The organism is Gimesia maris, assembly GCF_008298035.1.
Classification (GTDB): domain Bacteria; phylum Planctomycetota; class Planctomycetia; order Planctomycetales; family Planctomycetaceae; genus Gimesia; species Gimesia maris.
Window position 1 is genome coordinate 7,247,123 of the sequence record NZ_CP042910.1, and the last position, 17,222, is coordinate 7,264,344.

The 17,222-nt window shown below is 50.4% G+C and carries 11 protein-coding genes and 5 tRNA genes; all 16 read right to left on the minus strand.

All coding sequences use genetic code 11. The features are described from left to right. Positions 1-92: 92 nt before the first annotated feature. Positions 93-4,454: a DNA-directed RNA polymerase subunit beta' gene (gene rpoC, locus GmarT_RS27045; protein WP_149303471.1), complete on the minus strand. Its 4,362-nt coding sequence runs from the start codon at positions 4,452-4,454 to the stop codon at positions 93-95. A gap of 95 nt (positions 4,455-4,549) precedes the next feature. Beyond that, on the minus strand, positions 4,550-8,266 hold the full coding sequence (rpoB, locus tag GmarT_RS27050) for a DNA-directed RNA polymerase subunit beta (protein ID WP_002647436.1): 3,717 nt from the start codon (positions 8,264-8,266) through the stop codon (positions 4,550-4,552). Positions 8,267-8,791: 525 nt separating this feature from the next. Next, the gene (rplL, locus tag GmarT_RS27055; RefSeq protein WP_002647435.1) at positions 8,792-9,199 is read right to left on the minus strand and encodes a 50S ribosomal protein L7/L12; all 408 of its coding nucleotides are present in this window, start codon (positions 9,197-9,199) and stop codon (positions 8,792-8,794) included. A 135-nt stretch (positions 9,200-9,334) separates the two neighbouring features. Continuing rightward, complete coding sequence (rplJ, locus tag GmarT_RS27060) at positions 9,335-9,853, minus strand: 50S ribosomal protein L10 (protein WP_002647434.1); 519 nt, start codon at positions 9,851-9,853, stop codon at positions 9,335-9,337. A 76-nt stretch (positions 9,854-9,929) separates the two neighbouring features. Further along, on the minus strand, positions 9,930-10,634 hold the full coding sequence (rplA, locus tag GmarT_RS27065; protein ID WP_002647433.1) for a 50S ribosomal protein L1: 705 nt from the start codon (positions 10,632-10,634) through the stop codon (positions 9,930-9,932). 95 nt (positions 10,635-10,729) lie between these two features. Then, positions 10,730-11,155: a 50S ribosomal protein L11 gene (rplK, locus tag GmarT_RS27070; protein WP_002647432.1), complete on the minus strand. Its 426-nt coding sequence runs from the start codon at positions 11,153-11,155 to the stop codon at positions 10,730-10,732. Positions 11,156-11,224: 69 nt separating this feature from the next. Beyond that, positions 11,225-11,809 carry a transcription termination/antitermination protein NusG gene (gene nusG, locus GmarT_RS27075; RefSeq protein WP_002647431.1) on the minus strand — a complete coding sequence of 195 codons (585 nt, stop codon included), beginning with the start codon at positions 11,807-11,809 and terminating at the stop codon, positions 11,225-11,227. A gap of 177 nt (positions 11,810-11,986) precedes the next feature. Further along, positions 11,987-12,418, minus strand: a complete 432-nt coding sequence (gene secE, locus GmarT_RS27080) for a preprotein translocase subunit SecE (RefSeq protein ID WP_002647430.1) — start codon at positions 12,416-12,418, stop codon at positions 11,987-11,989. Positions 12,419-12,541: 123 nt separating this feature from the next. Next, a tRNA-Trp gene (locus GmarT_RS27085) sits at positions 12,542-12,614 on the minus strand. 88 nt (positions 12,615-12,702) lie between these two features. Further along, positions 12,703-12,858 carry a 50S ribosomal protein L33 gene (gene rpmG, locus GmarT_RS27090; RefSeq protein WP_081459537.1) on the minus strand — a complete coding sequence of 52 codons (156 nt, stop codon included), beginning with the start codon at positions 12,856-12,858 and terminating at the stop codon, positions 12,703-12,705. Positions 12,859-12,975: 117 nt separating this feature from the next. Then, entirely contained in the window at positions 12,976-14,172 is a 1,197-nt protein-coding gene (gene tuf / locus GmarT_RS27095; RefSeq protein WP_002647429.1) for an elongation factor Tu, read from the minus strand. 151 nt (positions 14,173-14,323) lie between these two features. After that, positions 14,324-14,396, minus strand: a tRNA-Thr gene (locus GmarT_RS27100). 38 nt (positions 14,397-14,434) lie between these two features. Then, positions 14,435-14,505, minus strand: a tRNA-Gly gene (locus GmarT_RS27105). Positions 14,506-14,543: 38 nt separating this feature from the next. After that, a tRNA-Tyr gene (locus GmarT_RS27110) sits at positions 14,544-14,625 on the minus strand. Positions 14,626-14,708: 83 nt separating this feature from the next. Beyond that, positions 14,709-14,781, minus strand: a tRNA-Thr gene (locus GmarT_RS27115). 608 nt (positions 14,782-15,389) lie between these two features. Next, positions 15,390-17,060 carry a sigma-70 family RNA polymerase sigma factor gene (locus tag GmarT_RS27120; RefSeq protein ID WP_002647428.1) on the minus strand — a complete coding sequence of 557 codons (1,671 nt, stop codon included), beginning with the start codon at positions 17,058-17,060 and terminating at the stop codon, positions 15,390-15,392. Between the last annotated feature and the right edge of the window lie 162 nt (positions 17,061-17,222).

A 17,222-nucleotide genomic window follows, 5' to 3' on the forward strand; every position in this document is an offset into this window, starting at 1 on the left:
CAGCCCAAACGCATCCGTCAAGTCTCACACCTGATCCAATTTCTGATCAAAGGCAATCGACTGAACCACAATATCGTTCGGACTGCTACACCTTATTCTTCATAAGGATTCGGACTGGGGGGAGTATTTTCTACTGAGGTATCAGCCCCTCCCTGCCCATAATCTTCCACTTCCTGACCGCCTCCCAGGGGAACCGGTTTATCAGGCGTCACTTCGTTCAGCAGGCTCATGCGTGCTGCCAGAATCCGTTCTTTTTCTGCTTTCAGTTCTTCCAGAGCCTCCGGTCGGATTCGTACTTCAGCAGTCTGATGCTGGTAGAAGCCGGTTCCTGCCGGCACGAGGTGCCCCAGAATCACGTTTTCTTTCAGACCAACCAGGTAGTCAACACGACCTGCCAGAGCAGCTTCGGTCAGTACCTTAGTGGTTTCCTGGAAACTGGCAGCCGAGATAAAGCTTTCGCTCTGCACGGAAGCCTTGGTAATCCCCAGCAGCTGCGAACTGGCAGACGCCGGTCGCGGCTTGGTGAAGCTGGCGGGACCCTGCCCTGCCAGTTCTACCTGGGCATTCACTTCTTCAATGGTCGCCAGGGGTACCAGGTCGCCCGGCTGGAAGTCGGTATCACCCGAATCCACAACCTTGACACAGGCACTGGTCTCTTCGTTGATCTGCTGGAAGGTCAGCTTGTCGAGCACGATGCCCGGCAGCAGATTGGTATCACCCACATCTTCCACCATCACCTTGCTCAACATGCGGGAAATAATGATTTCCAGATGCTTATCGTCGATCGTCACACGCTGTGCACGATAGACGTTCTGAATTTCATGCAGCAGGTACTGCTGCACCGCTTCGGTACCACTCACACGCAAAATATCGTGAGGCACCAGAGGACCACGCACCAGAGCATCGCCGGCTTTCACCAGGTCACCCGCGTGAACCAGCAGATGCTTACCGTGAGGAATGACGTGTTCCACTTCGGTTCCGTCTTCACCACGCACAATCACGATTCGCTTACCACGTTTCTTTTCTGGAACGAATTCGACTTCGCCGTCGATCTCGGCCAGAACCGAGGGGTCCTTCGGACGACGTGCTTCAAACAGCTCCGTCACACGAGGCAGACCACCGGTGATATCCTGGGTACCGGAAGATTCGCGGGGATTCTTGGCGACCACCGTACCAGCAGTGATCTGCGCCCCCTCTTCCACTTCGATGCTTGCTTTTTCAGGCAGGTAGTAGAAGTCGAGAATTTTCCCGGTACCGTCTTCGATGATAATCTGCGGATGCAGCTCACCTTTATGTTCAATGATCGAACGTCGGACGTGACCACTGGGGTCCTTGTCCGTACGAATGGTCTTACCTTCCACACACTCTTCATACCGGACACGGCCACCCACTTCGGCCAGGATCGAGATGGAGTGCGGGTCCCACTGACAGATGACCTGACCTTCGGACAGCTCATCACCTTCATTGACCATCAGGGTGGCACCGTTCGGAATGGTATACCGCTCGAGTTCACGTCCCTTGGGATCGTTGATCACGACTTCCCCGTTTCGCGTCAGCACAACACTCAGACCTTCACTGTTGACAACAGATCGGATACGGGCAAAGGTTGCTTTACCGGCACGGCGGGTACGAATCTCGTTTTCTTCCACTTCGCGGGAAGCAGTTCCGCCGATGTGGAACGTACGCATTGTCAGCTGAGTACCAGGTTCACCCACACTCTGTGCGGCGATAATCCCGACAGCCAGACCTTCCTCAACCAGCGAACCGGTCGACAGGTCCATCCCGTAACACAGTCGACAGAGACCCAGTGAGGATTCACAAGTCATTGGACTGCGGACCTGAATTTTCTCCAGCCCCATTTCTTCAATGCGACGGGCAATCTCAACGGTGATCAGTTCGTTTTCACGCACAATCACTTCGTCGGTAATCGGGTCGACAATGTTCGTACGACTGACACGACCACGAATCGCATCGGTCAGGCTCATTTCGACTTTTTCACCACGGTAGACTACCCCGCGGGTCATGCCCTGGGTTGTACCACAGTCGTGTTCGGTGACCACCACGTTCTGACAGATATCTGCCAGCTTACGTGTCAGGTAACCGGAGTCCGCCGTTTTCAACGCCGTATCCGCCAGACCTTTTCGTGCACCGTGAGTCGAACTGAAGTACTCCAGTACGGTCAGACCTTCACGGAAGTTCGCCTTGATGGGAGTTTCAATAATTTCCCCACTCGGTTTGGCCATCAGACCACGCATACCACCAAGCTGACGCATCTGTTCGATACCACCACGAGCACCTGAGTTTGACATCAGATAGATCGGGTTTACGTACTTGCCGTTTTCACGGTAGTCGTTTTCCAGCTCATGCATCATGGAGGTCGTAATCAGCTCGCGGGCATGGGTCCAGGTATCGAGCACCTGGTTATAACGCTCTTCCGCAGTAATCAGACCACGGTCATACAGTTTATTTTTCTGTAGAACCGTCTTTTCAGAATCACCAATCACCTTGGCCTTGTTCGGCGCGGTCTTCAGGTCGCTGGTTGCGAAGGACAGACCACTCAAAGTTGACTCCCGGAAACCGGTTTCTTTCATCTTGTCGAGCAGGTTAATCGTTTCCCGCCGTCCCAGTTCCAGATAACAGTCAGAAATCACGTTGGACAGATCGCGTCCCTTCATGGTCAGATTGTAGAAGGCCATCTTCCGGGGCAGAATATCATTAAAGATCACACGCCCGACAGTCGTCTCAATCAGACCACCCATCTTGAAATCGTCTGCCCCATCTCCCTTAATCCGCTTATCGGAAGGCATTCGCACCTTGACAATCGCATGGCGGTCGAGTTGACGCTGCTGGAAGGCGGCATGCACTTCGTTCACACCAGAGAAGATCATACCTTCCCCCTTACGCTCTGTTTTTTTGAGCGTGAGGTAGTAGCAACCCATCACGATATCCTGTGAAGGACGAATAATGGGAGCACCATCAGAAGGACTGAAGATGTTGTTAGTCGCCAGCATCAGCGTGGTCGCTTCCACCTGGGCTTCGATCGAGAGCGGCAAGTGAACCGCCATCTGGTCTCCGTCGAAGTCGGCATTGAAACCACCACAAACCAGCGGATGGACGCGGATCGCGTTTCCTTCCACCAGAATCGGTTCAAATGCCTGAATCCCCATCCGGTGCAACGTCGGAGCACGGTTCAGCAGCACGGGGTGATTCTGAATGACTTCATCCAGGATATCCCACACGTCCTCATCCTTACGCTCCAGCATGCGCTTGGCAGACTTGATTGTGTCGGCATGGCCGCTGTCTTTCAAACGGCGAATGATGAAGGGCTGGAACAGTTCCAACGCAATCTTCTTGGGCAGACCACACTGATGCAGTTTCAGTTCAGGCCCCACCACGATCACACTACGTGCTGAATAGTCAACACGTTTACCCAGCAGGTTTTCACGGAAACGTCCCTGCTTACCCTTGATCATGTCTGTCAGCGACTTCAGAGGCCGGTTGGAAGAACCCAGAACCGGACGCTTGCAGCGGTTGTTGTCAAACAACGCATCGACCGACTGTTGCAGCATGCGTTTTTCGTTCCGCACAATGACTTCAGGTGCATTCAGGTCGACCAGCTTTTTCAATCGGTTGTTGCGGTTAATAATTCGACGATACAGGTCGTTCAGGTCGCTGGTGGCAAAGTTGCCTGAATCCAGCAGCACCAGAGGACGCAGATCGGGGGGAATCACAGGAATGACTTCCAGCACCATCCACTCAGGGCGGTTGTCACTGTCACGCAACGATTCCACAATCTTCAAACGCTTGATGTAATCTTTGCGCTTCTGCTGACTGGCTGTCTCAAACAGATCCTTGCGGAGCTTGACGGACAATTCAACCAGGTTCAGGCTCATCAGCAGTTTCTTGATGGCCTCGGCACCCATTTCGATTTCAAAGGCGCCAGGACCATACTTGGCCTGATTCTGGCGTGCTTCTTCTTCGGTCATGGTCTGGCACATTTCCAGGGGTGTCTCCCCGGGATCGGTGACAACATAATCCTGGAAGTATACCACCTTCTCGAGGGCCGTTGTTTTCATATTCAACAACGCACCCAGGCGGCTGGGCATGGATTTGAAGAACCAGATATGCACAATTGGTGCAGCCAGTTCGATGTGCCCCATACGCTTTCTACGGACGCGGCTGTGAGTCACTTTCACACCACAACGGTCGCAGATCATCCCTTTATACTTCATGCCCCGGTATTTTCCGCAGGCACATTCCCAGTCTTTTTCAGGACCAAAAATTCGCTCGCAGAACAGACCATCCCGCTCGGGACGATAGGTTCGATAGTTAATGGTTTCCGGCTTCTTGACTTCGCCGAATGACCAACTCCGAATATCATGAGGACTGGCCAGCCCAATTTTCACTGAACCGTAATCGTTAATTCGCTCGTAAGCTGTCTGTGCAACACTCACTGTGCACGCTCCTTATTTTCTGAACTAATTATGATCAGACATTGATCCTGAAAAAAACTTCACGCTTGACGCAACTCCCCGGTTCGGAGAACGCGTTAACCGGGATTCTTTTCCAGTTGTAGATTCAAACCAAGTCCACGGATTTCGTTATTTAGCACGTCAAAGCTGGCTGGCGTACCGGCTTCCAGTGTATTCTCGCCATTCACCATTGATTCATAAATCTTGGTACGGCCTTCGACATCATCACTCTTCACAGTGAGCAGTTCCTGCAGAATGTAAGCGGCACCGTAAGCTTCCAGTGCCCAGACTTCCATTTCCCCGAATCGCTGACCACCGAACCGGGCTTTACCACCCAGAGGCTGTTGTGTAATCAATGAGTAAGGACCTGTCGAACGGGCATGTACCTTGTCATCCACCAGGTGGTGAAGCTTCAGCATGTAAATCTGACCCACGGTTGTTTTCTGTTCGTAGGCTTCACCCGTACGACCATCAAACAACTGTGCTTTTCCATCCTTAGGCAAACCGGCCGTTTCCAGGAACTCCTGAATCTGTGATTCCATTGCCCCGTCAAAGACCGGACAGACAGCCCGGAAGCCATGCTTCTCGGCAGCCCAGCCCAGGTGGGTTTCCAGAATCTGTCCCACGTTCATACGACTGGGAACCCCCAGCGGATTCAACATGATGTCGATCGGAGTACCATCTTCGGTAAACGGCATGTCTTCGATCGGCAGAACCTTGGAGATCACCCCTTTGTTACCGTGCCGACCAGCCATTTTATCACCGACAGAGATCTGGCGTTTGGATGCCACGTAAACCTTAACCATCTGCAGTACGCCGTTCGGCAGTTCTTCGCCGCGCTTCATACTGTTGACCTTCTGGTCACAGGTTTCAATCACGTCTTCCACATTCGGCCACAGATCTTCAATCACAGCACGACAGTCTGCTTTTTTCTGCGGGCTGCGGATATCCATGTCATCCAGGTGAGACAGGAAATCATGAGCATATTGCGATACGAATTTATCTTCAGGAATTTCACGAACCTTGCGACCATCGTCATCCACCATAGGCTGACCCAGTGCGTTCTCAAATGTCTTGAGGAAATCGCGAAACTCTTCAGCAATCTGATGATTACCCTCTTCTTCAACCTTCTTCAGCTCTTCGTCATACTGCTTGCGTTCGTAATCGGTCAGGCTCATGCGACGGGCGAATTTTTCGGTATGAATTACGATCCCTTCCACACCACTGGATGCTTCCAGAGATTCGTTCTTGACGTCTTCACCAGCACGACCGAAAATGGCGTGCAGCAGTTTTTCTTCGGGTGTCAGTTCGGCTTTCGCTTTCGGTGAAACCTTACCAACCAGGATATCACCCTGGCGGACACGGGTTCCAACTTTAATGATGCCGTCTTCACCGATATGCCTCAGCGCCTTTTCACTGACGTTGGGAATATCACGCGTGAATTCTTCACGACCCAGTTTGGTTTCGCGAATTTCCACATCAAATTCATCAATATGAATCGAAGTGTAAACGTCTTCTTTCACCAGGCGTTCTGACAGAATGATCGCGTCTTCAAAGTTGTAACCATCCCATGACATGAAGCCCACCAGCACATTGCGACCCAATGCCAGCAATCCGTCAGCGGCAGCGGCACTGTGACAGAGAATCTGCCCTTTCTTCACCTGATCGCCGACACTCACGGCAGGTGTCTGGTTCAGACAGGTTCGCTCGTTCAGACCTTCGTATTTACGCAGACGGTATTTCTTGCCGTTAACTTCAACAACGTTCCCATCCACATAGGTCACCTTACCGGCCTTTTCAGCCCGCACGACCATTCCGGAGTTCTGAGCCACTGCCACTTCCATCCCGGTTCCCACCAGTGGTGGTTCGGCAATCAGCAGAGGCACTGCCTGACGTTGCATGTTAGAACCCATCAAAGCACGGTTCGCATCGTCGTGTTCCAGGAACGGAATCAGACCGGCCGAGATCCCCACCATCTGGGCAGGGTCCACGTCGATATAATCAACATCACCGGCGGCAATCCAGACCACGTCATCACGGTGGCGAGCCATCACACGGTCTTCGATAAATTTACCATTTTCCACAGGCGTGTCGGCAGGAGCCACATGGACCTCCGCTTCTTCATCGGCACGCATCCAGTGCACTTCGTCGGTTAACTTACCATTTTTGACGTAGCGATAAGGAGTTACCAGGAAGCCGTAATCATCGACTTTGGAAAAGATACTCAAACTGGAAATCAGACCGATGTTGGTACCTTCCGGTGTCTCAATCGGGCAGATTCGTCCGTAGTGAGAAATGTGTACGTCGCGAACTTCGAAGCCTGCACGCTTCCGGTTCAAACCACCGGGCCCCAACGCAGACAGACGACGTTCGTGAGTCAGCATGGACAACGGGTTCGTCTGGTCAACCACCTGCGAAAGTTCACTGCGACCAAAGAAGAAATCGATGGCTGCAGAAACACTCTTGGGATTGATCAGCGTACGGGGAGACATTTCCTCAACGTCTTTTTGAGTCATGCGTTCCTGCACGGTACGACGCAGTTTCAGAAACCCTTTCCGAATTTCATCGGAGGCCAGTTCATCAATCGTACGCAAACGACGGTTACCAAGGTTATCGATGTCATCCACATAGGCAGAGGATTCACCTACACGCAATCGCACGAGATACCGAATGGAGTTGATAAAGTCTTCCGGACGCAGAGTCATTTCCGTATCGGGAACATCCTGTTTGAACTTACGGTTGATACGGAAGCGACCAACACGCCCCAGGCGGTAGCGGTTCACGTCAAAGAACTTCTCTTTGAACAGATCAATCGCACGCTCCAGCTGCGGAGGATTACCGGGACGCAGGCGGGAATAAATTCGCAGCAGCGCTTCTTCGTGAGTGGCAGTCGGGTCTTCAGCAATACTCTGAAGCACAAGCACGTCGGTAACTTCGTCCACAATCTCAACGGTTTTCAAACCGGTGTCAACGATTTCGTCGATCAGCTCTTCAGTGATGGTTCCGCAACAGTCCAGAATAACCTCACCACACCGATCATGGCCGGCCGGATAGATGACGTCTTCTGCGACAATTTTGCCAAGCAGTTTTTCCATGGCATTGCTGGACGAAATTTTTTCCGATTTCGTATCGTAGAACAGCTTCACCAGATCGGTGTCGGAAGAATAATCTTTGGACATGGCTCGCAGCAGAGTCATTGCCGAGAATTTACCACTCTGGTCAATCCGCACACCCAGCGTATCTTTTTTGCCGACAACCAGCTCGATCCAGCTGCCTCGTTCTGGAATCACGCGGCAGGAATATTCTTTCTTTTCACCTGGTTCAGAGCTCAGTACAAAGTCGACGCCTGGTGAACGGTGCAACTGGCTGACGATACAGCGCTCAGCCCCGTTGATGATGAACTCACCACCGCCGATCATCACGGGCAGATCGCCCAGGTAGACTTCCTCTTCAATCGGCTGTTCTTTCACCAGCCGCAGCCAGACACGGAAAGGACGACCATAGGTCATCCGCAACTGGCGACATTCTGTGGGCGTGTAACGGGGTTTGCCCAGTTCATACTTGACGTACTCCAACTGGTACTGCCCCTGATAGCTTTCAATCGGGAACACTTCGCGGAGAATTTCTTCCAGACCCTGATTTTTTCGCTCGCGAGGCGACTTGTCGGCTTGAAGAAAACTCGCATAGGACGAAGTCTGAATTTGTGTTAAATCAGACAACTCAAAACCATGTTCAATCTTACCAAAGTTTTTGACAGAATGAGTGGGAATAGTTCGCTGTGCTGGAATCGGCATTAAGATGTTCTTTTCTACTTACCTGGTGCCAGATGTGGAAATGCTCTGCGCAGTTGACGCGGGAGGACTGACAGAGCACAAACCAAGAATTGCGAGGAGCCGCGGCGCGCACCTCGAGAGAATACAGCCCCGAATGCTGCATTAAAAGCGAATCGCTTGATTAAGTTAAAGCCTGATAAATCGCTCAATACTACTTTGCTATTCAAAAGAGAGTGCAATGAGTCGATTGCTTAGACCAAATGGGACTGAAACGATGACTGATCGAAGCAGATAAACTTACGGAAACAAAAATAGGAAGCAGCATCAACACGTAACGAAATGAAGCTTCTGTAGTACAGTCACTCAACATTACTTTCGAACACAACCCGACAGAATCGCGCGCCCCTACTCGCCAGCATTGTAAACTGTGTAACAGAACACTTCAATCATACGCAGAAAAAAACCATATGTACACACACAGAAATCTAACCTGTGCCAAACTATTTCGGCACAGGTCAGATTCAGATGGCTTTTTTCAGTGATTGACTACTTAACTTCAGCAGTACCGCCGGCTTCTTTGACTTCCTTAACCAGAGCTTCGGCATCTTCTTTGGAAATGCCTTCCTTCAATGGTTTAGGAGCACCTTCAACCAGGTCTTTTGCTTCTTTCAGTCCCAGGCCTGTGGCCGCACGGACGATCTTAATCACCGGAATCTTGTTGTCACCAAATCCGGTCAGGATGACATCAAATTCTGTCTTTTCTTCAGCGGCAGGACCAGCTTCAGCGGCAGGACCAGCCATCATGACAGCGCCACCGGCGGCAGCTTTAATACCGTGAACTTCGTCGAGGTATTCAGCCAGATCTTTAGCCTGGAGCAATGTCAATCCAGCAATTTTGTCACCCAGTTCTTTGGTTTCTTCACCAAATTCAGTTGTTGCTTCGGCTGTCGCCATCTTCTCTTTCCTTTCGCACGAATGCGTAAAATAAAATCTCTCAACAATGTAAATGGAATCAACGCTGCTTTGCCTCAGCAGCCGTTGCTACAAATTTTTGACTAACGGTTCATGATCCCCGAACAAATCGGTGAACTATGCCGCCTCTCCTTCAGAGATCGTCTTAATTTGCCCTGCAAGGGTCCCACCAGGACCTTTGATCGCCCCTGCCAACTGTGCACCCGGTCCAAGGACCCGAGAGACAATTTCGCCGATCAATTCCATTCGACCAGGGCTCTTACTCAACTTTGTAACATCTTCCGATGAAAGCGGTGTTCCTTCCGTCACACCACCTTTAATCTCCAGCGTGCTGATATCGGAAGCCCACTTGGTCATCTCTTTGGACAGGGCGACAATGTCTTCTCCGCCCCAGACTAGAGTGGATGGTCCTTTCAGAACATCATCCAGGCCTTCAACGCCAATATTGGCCAGAGCCCGGCGTGCCAGAGAATTTTTCACCGTCAGGGATGCAATCCCTTTTTCCTGCAGCTTAAGACGGAAACCGTTATCGGTAATCGCATCCACTTTTGCAGAATCAACTACGACGAAGTCGCGGACTTCGCTGATCCGAGCTTCTATCTCGGAGATGATCATTTCTTTTACAATTTTACTCATGAGATCTCTTCCAGCTTATGAAACGCCGAAAACTGTTTCTTTGTTTTAAGTGATGATTTTCAGATGCCAGCTATGCTTACAGAGCAACTGAAATCCCAGGGCTCATTGTCGCTGAAATAGCAACATTTCGCACATAAGCCCCCTTCACAGATGAAGGTCGCAGTGAATCCAGAAACTTCAGCATTGCCTGAATATTCTCTACCAGCTGATTTTCATCAAACGAGAGTTTACCCACGCGGCAATGGACGTTTCCGCCGGCATCCACACGAAACTCAACCTTACCTGCTTTGTAATCCTGAACCGCGGTACCCACATCCTGGGTTACGGTACCGGCACGAGGAGATGGCATCAGACCCCGAGGCCCCAGCACACGTCCCAGTGGGCCAACCACACCCATCATGTCAGGAGTCGCGATGGCTACATCAAAATCGAGCCAGCCACCTTTAATTTTTTCTGCCAGATCCTTACCACCGACCGCATCAGCACCGGCAGCTTCAGCGGCATCTGCGTTGGCACCCTGGGCGAATACTACCACTCGCTGAGTCTTACCAATACCGTGAGGCAGATTGATCGAACCGCGTACCAGCTGATCAGCCTGACGAGGATCAACGCCCAGCCGCACAGCCAGTTCAACAGTCTGATCCATTTTTACAGGCTTGATTTTCGCGGGCAGATCGCCTTCGAGAGACTTCAGCACGCCGACCGCCTCTTCCAGACCGACCGTACCGACGCCAGCCAGCTTTTCGTTATAAAATTTAATTCGCTTGGATTGTTTTCCCATGACTCTCTATCCGACTAAACGTGAGATGGATTTATGAATTTTCGCCTGCATTAAATCATGAACACTTCTCGAAAGAAGGCATTCAGCAGACCAGCTTATTTTTCAACTTCAAGGCCCATGCTGCGAGCAGTACCAGCGATAACCTTGGCAGCCTGATCCAGGTCAGGGGCATTCAGATCCGCAAACTTGGTCTTGGCAATTTCCTTCAACTGGGCCATAGTCACTTTGCCAACTTTGTTCTTTTTGGGATTACCTGAACCTTTTGCAATCTGAGCAGCCTGCTTCAGCAGTACAGCAGCCGGCGGACTCTTCATGACAAAGTCAAACGAACGATCGTTGTACACGCTGATTACGACAGGAATTGTGGTTCCAGCCATATCTTTGGTACGTTCGTTGAACTGTTGAACAAACTGGCCAATATTGACACCGTGGGGACCCAATGCGGTACCAACAGGAGGAGCCGGGGTCGCGGCACCACCGGGAATCTGAACTTTCACTTCTGCAACAAGCTGCTTAGCCATTCGACCGACTTTCAAAACACTTTATAAATAGATGAATCTTTACCGTTTAGAACAGAGCCGGACGGCCCGCTAAACTTTTTCAATTTGCCAGTATTCCAACTCCGTCGGAGTAGGACGACTGAATATTTCAATCAGGACGGTTACTTTGCCACTGGCTTCATCAACCGCATCGATGGTTCCCTCGAACCCTTCGAAGGTGGCATCCTTCACCTTAACAACATCACCCACTTGAAAATCCAGTTTGATTTTAACCGGAGTTTCTTCTTTTGACTCTTCCCGGCCCAGCATACGGGCAATCTCATGCTCCTGCATGGGAATCGGCTTGCCTGCTGCTCCGGTAAAGTCCCCGACTCCATTTGTGGAACGCACCAGATACCAGCTGTCATCATTCAGCTCCACCTGGATCATCAGATAACCTGGATACAGCTTTCGCTCAAAGACCCGCTTTTTTCCGCCTTTTGTTTCAACTACTTTTTCTGTGGGGATAATAATTTCCCCGAAATACTCTTCCAGCCCATCCCGTTTGATACCACGTAAGAGTGCGTCTCGAATGGATTTCTCCCGGTTGCTCTGCACCTTCAACACGTACCAGAGGCGCTTTTCTGAGCCTTCCGGACTTTCAGAGGTCGGTTCAGAACCAGAATCATTACTCATGAGACACCTTCAATAAGGCTTTTGAAACTGACAAAAGCCCTGTTTGACTCTAATACTGCGATCCAGAAGACCGCAAAAAACAGGAATCGCCCATAATGAGCAGGAAGAACGATTTATTCAAGAAGCAGAGATCAAAAATCTCCGCAATTCACTGAAAGGCCGACTCGCCTGGTGATATCAGATCTGCAAAAAGCGAATCAATCTGAACAACCACTGCCAGAACACGTCAAAAGCCAACAGTAAAAACGCTAAAAAAAACATCAACACAATTACGACAGTGGTAGACCGCCATAACTGATCCCAGGTCGCCCAGGTCACTTTGCCGATTTCCGCTTCTACAGAGATCAGAAAGTCAGCAAAACGGGGAAAATTCACCACCCGATACGCCAGCCATGTAGAAACCACGACGATCGCCACAGCAATCCCCTTCTGCATTCCAGCAGACATCCCCAGCGGTAACACATTATAGAGTGAATAAGCGCCGAAAATGGAAATTGCCACCAGGCCAATCGCAGTCAACTGACGGACCAGTCGCCCTTGATTTCGTTTATACAAACCGCCACTTACCAGTGTGGCTGAAAATGCTTGTTCCGCTTTGGATTTAGCCATGAGACCAGTTTACTAAAATATTTAAGAACAGAGGCGAATCAAAAAAATCGCAAACCTGCTTTTTACAACGCCAGGGACACCAGACTCTCATGCCAGCCCCGACAGCAAATGCAACACTAAAAACACGGGCGGAGGGACTTGAACCCCCAACCGCTGGATTTGGAATCCAGTGCTCTGCCAATTGAGCTACACCCGTCTACCAGCCTGAACCAGCCAGACATTTTGACAACCGGAAGCAACTCTAGAAACTGACACCAGTCACAAAACCCCGACCAGCAAGACGTTTACTTCTTGCGAGACTCTTTGTGCAGAGTGTGACGCCGCAACTTAGGGCAGTACTTCATCAGTGAAAGCCGCTCAGAGCCACGAGTTTCCTTACTGACCCGATAATTTCGCATTCCGGTCTCAGTACATTCTAACCATACATATTCACGTGCCATAACAGCCCTCAGCCCTCACGGACATCAATTTCACAAATCAAATATAACCTGAAGGTGTCCACCCCATGAAAAACAGGGTGGACACCATTGATTTAACAGAGAAAGCAACGCTTTCGATTACTCAACGATTTTGGTAACCACACCAGAACCAACGGTACGACCACCTTCGCGAATCGCGAAACGGCTACCTTCAGACATGGCGATTGGCTTACCGAGTTCAACCTGAACTTCTACGTTATCACCAGGCATACACATTTCTGCGCCACCCATCAATGTCGTAGAACCAGTCACGTCCGTAGTACGGAAGTAGAACTGAGGACGGTATCCATTGAAGAACGGAGTATGACGACCACCTTCGTCCTTGCTCAGCACGTATACCTGACCTTCGAACTTGGTGTGCGGAGGAATGGAGCCCTTGGCAGCCAGAACCTGACCACGTTCGACATCTTCCTTCTTGGTACCACGCAACAAAATACCCACGTTGTCACCAGCCATACCCTCGTTCAGAGTCTTCTGGAACATTTCCACGCCGGTACAGGTTGTTTCCTGTGTGTCACGCAGACCAACGATTTCTACTTTGTCGCCAACAGTGATTTTACCCTGCTCAATACGACCGGTTACCACAGTACCACGACCAGCGATCGAGAACACGTCTTCAATCGCCATCAGGAATGGCTTGTCGGCTTCACGTTCAGGAGCTTCGATATCGCTATCCAGAGCATCCATCAACTCACCGATACAGGCATTGAACTTCTCGTCCCCAGGATGATCGAGAGCACCCTTGGCGTTACCACGGACGATTGTAATGGAATCACCATCAAAACCGTACTTGGTCAGCAGTTCGCGCACTTCCATTTCAACCAGCTCGAGCAACTCTTCGTCGTCGACCAGGTCACACTTATTCAGAAAGACAACCAGCGAAGGCACATCCACCTGACGAGCGAGCAGAATGTGCTCACGCGTCTGAGGCATCGGGCCGTCAGCAGCGGAGACCACCAGAATGGCACCATCCATCTGGGCAGCACCGGTGATCATATTTTTGATATAGTCGGCGTGACCGGGACAGTCGATATGAGCGTAGTGACGAGTTTCGCTTTCGTACTCCACGTGACTCACAGCAATTGTCACAGTCTTGGTATCGTCGCGAACGGTTCCGCCCTTCGCAACATCAGCATAACTCTTCATCTGGGCAAGACCCTTTTCGCTCTGTACCGCCAGCAAAGCTGTTGTCAGAGTTGTCTTACCATGGTCGATGTGTCCAATCGTACCTACGTTTACGTGCGGCTTTGTTCGCTCAAAGACTTCCTTAGCCATCTCTCTTTAAAACCCCTTTTTTAAACCTGACACAACGCCAGACTTAAACAATAAAACCAACAAAACAAATAGCGAGGTAAAAACAGGAGTCACCCCTCGCACGCAAGAGGCACACACCTCCTGATATCCACATTTATAAATCCACTCAAAAAGCTGCTGATGGGACTTGAACCCATGACCTCGTCCTTACCAAGGACGCGCTCTACCAACTGAGCCACAGCAGCACTTTTTGATGTTCAATCGAATCGCAACTCTTATAAAAAGCGGGTGAAGGGAATCGAACCCTCACAACCAGCTTGGAAGGCTGGGGCTCTACCGTTGAGCTACACCCGCACTGTACTGTGACTCAGTCAAACTACAACATCTATAATTGGGGGAAGCAGGATTCGAACCTGCGAAGGCGTAGCCATCAGATTTACAGTCTGACCCCTTTGGCCGCTCGGGAATTCCCCCCAACCAGCCGAAGCTGGATTTTACAAACCTAACGCCACAAATAAGTTAACTAATTATTTTCATGTGGCAATCCAGGCAAAAAGAGCTAGCGGTGGGAATCGAACCCACAACCTTCGGTTTACAAAACCGATGCTCTGCCGATTGAGCTACGCTAGCCTGTTGACCTGAAACCAAGTTAACAGGCCTCAAGCCTCATGCAACCTGAACAACTCGCCTGGCTAAAGAGGTACTTTCCCCGCCGAAACTCAGTAAGCAGCTCAATATAGCAATCAGGCACTTGCTTGCAAGTGTGAACGCCTGGCTGATTAGAAAAAATGTTATCTTTTCTTAATGCTGTATGCCTATACGGCCTAAGATTTTCCATCTCGAAACAATCTGCTTTTCCGTCCTTGCTACCGGTCTTTTTTTCGGGCAAAAACACACCTTAAATACTTCGCATGCTAAGTTCAATGAGCCAACCGCTAAAGGACTGTTTTTCAGAGAAGAAAAACCGGGCAGAGGTTCGGACAGACCATAAAAAAAGCAGGCACAGCTCACAACAGCCATGCCTGCTCAAGGGGAGAACTCACTAAACTGATCCGGTCAGACCGGAACAGCAGAGCCTGCCTTTATATCTCATTTCAAAAAAACTCATTCACAGGTTCATATTCAACCCAAAACTCCGTATCTACACTAAACTGCTACCAGTTTTACTGCAGCGTCTCCCCGGCCACTTGGGTCGAGCATCATAGATCGAGAGACGCCAGGGTTAAATGTGACGCGTTCTAGATACCCGGAATCTCTACCCGTTCCACCTGGGTAATCCGTCTCAGTTTTTTCAGAGCACGGGACTCCAGCTGCCTGATCCGCTCTTTGGTCACGCCAAAACGGTCCCCGACCTGCTCCAGTGTCTGAGGTTCATTACGGGCATTCAGGCCATAACGATAAATCAGAATGTCCTTTTCCCGACCATCAAGCTGATCCAGAATACTCATGATCACAGCATGCTGCTTCTGGTTAATCAGCTCTTCACGATACTGACTTTCCCGTTCGTCGGTCGACTGGAAGAACAACTCTTCGTTCCCCGTCCGAAATCGATCCAGCACTTTGTATTCGGCTGGAATGGAACGGGCATAGTTCTTCATAATAGCCCAACTGGCGTATGTGGAGAACTTATTCCCTTTGGTATAATCAAATTTTTCAATCGCACGAATCAACGACATGTTGCCGTCGCTCACCATTTCGAAGAAGTTGCCTCCCGGACGAATGTGACGCTTCGCGATCGAAACCACCAGGCGCAGGTTACTGCGGATCAGGAAGTTTTTCACGTCAGTACTCTCGTCAAGCAGCTTCTCAATCTGATCCATATCCCGGGCCTTGGGACGGTTCGGGTCCAGTTGTTCCTGGATCTGAAACGCCTTGTATTTCAGGAAATTCAGCTTCCGGAAGTAATAGGCTTCTTCTTCCCGCGTTAACAGCGGAATGGAATACAGACTCGCCAGATAAGGAGGCAGTCCAGGTGGAGTACGAACCTTTTCACCGGCTTTATCAACTTCCGGAGGTGGCCCCAGAATGACTTTGTCTGCATCAGCCTGCTCGAATTCATCGCTGTGCATGTAATCAATGGTTTGAGCATGCAGACGGGCAGCCCGTGCCTCGGAAATGATCCGATAGATACTGGCCTTGGTACGACAATAACGTCGCGCCAGCTTCTCTACAGGGATCCCCCGCCGAAACGTGTTGTAGATATCACGCTTCTGCTGGTCAGTAATTTTTTCTGGAGCGTTTGGAAAGATAGCCAACTCTGGATTCTCCCGATCAAAGTTTTTTAACGTGTAACGAATCGTCTCAGGAGATCGATTCATATGCCTGGCGATGCGGCGGCTGATCTCGGCAGGGCACCCGCCATACCGGGCCAGACGTCGTGCACGACGCAGGATCTCTTCACGGTCTTCATCACTCAACTGACTGAAATTCATACTGCGGGCAATATGCCCACGGTTCTTCTGAAGAAAGCGTTCGACGGAGGATTTCAGAAAGCCGACACGTTTGCGCCCGTTAAACCGGAACCGGCGACTCACCAAGCCCTTGTCTCGCCAGCGGTCAACGGTTTTGGTTGAAATATTGAATTTCTTACTTAAGTCCTGCACGGTGAGAACTTCTTCAGAAACATCCTCAACCTCTATCTCTGCGCTGTCGGAAAGATCTTCAATAAAGCACCGCACATCATGCAATACATCCGTCCCAGATATCACCAGATCGGGATACAGCTCTGAACGGTATGTCGTAATCCGTCGACAAAGCTCCGGATAGGAATACTCCTGATCCTGCTCGACTTCTGAAAGGAGTTCTTCTGCCCGCGTGATCTGAGCCAGCTTGACTTCATGAGGAGCGTACTTGACCTGCTGCTCAGCCAGCTGCTTGATTGCCGGATTGTTGTATTTTGAACTGATCATGATTCCCCACCCTCTTTATATGACTGTTCCCGGTGACCATCGTGTCCTTCACGTCATTCATCTCCAGGCTCTGCCACTTACTACGTAATAGAAGACGAATTTGAGAAGGAAAAGTTCACACGTAAAATAATTTTAGTCAAACAAACAAAGAATGCAGCAAAA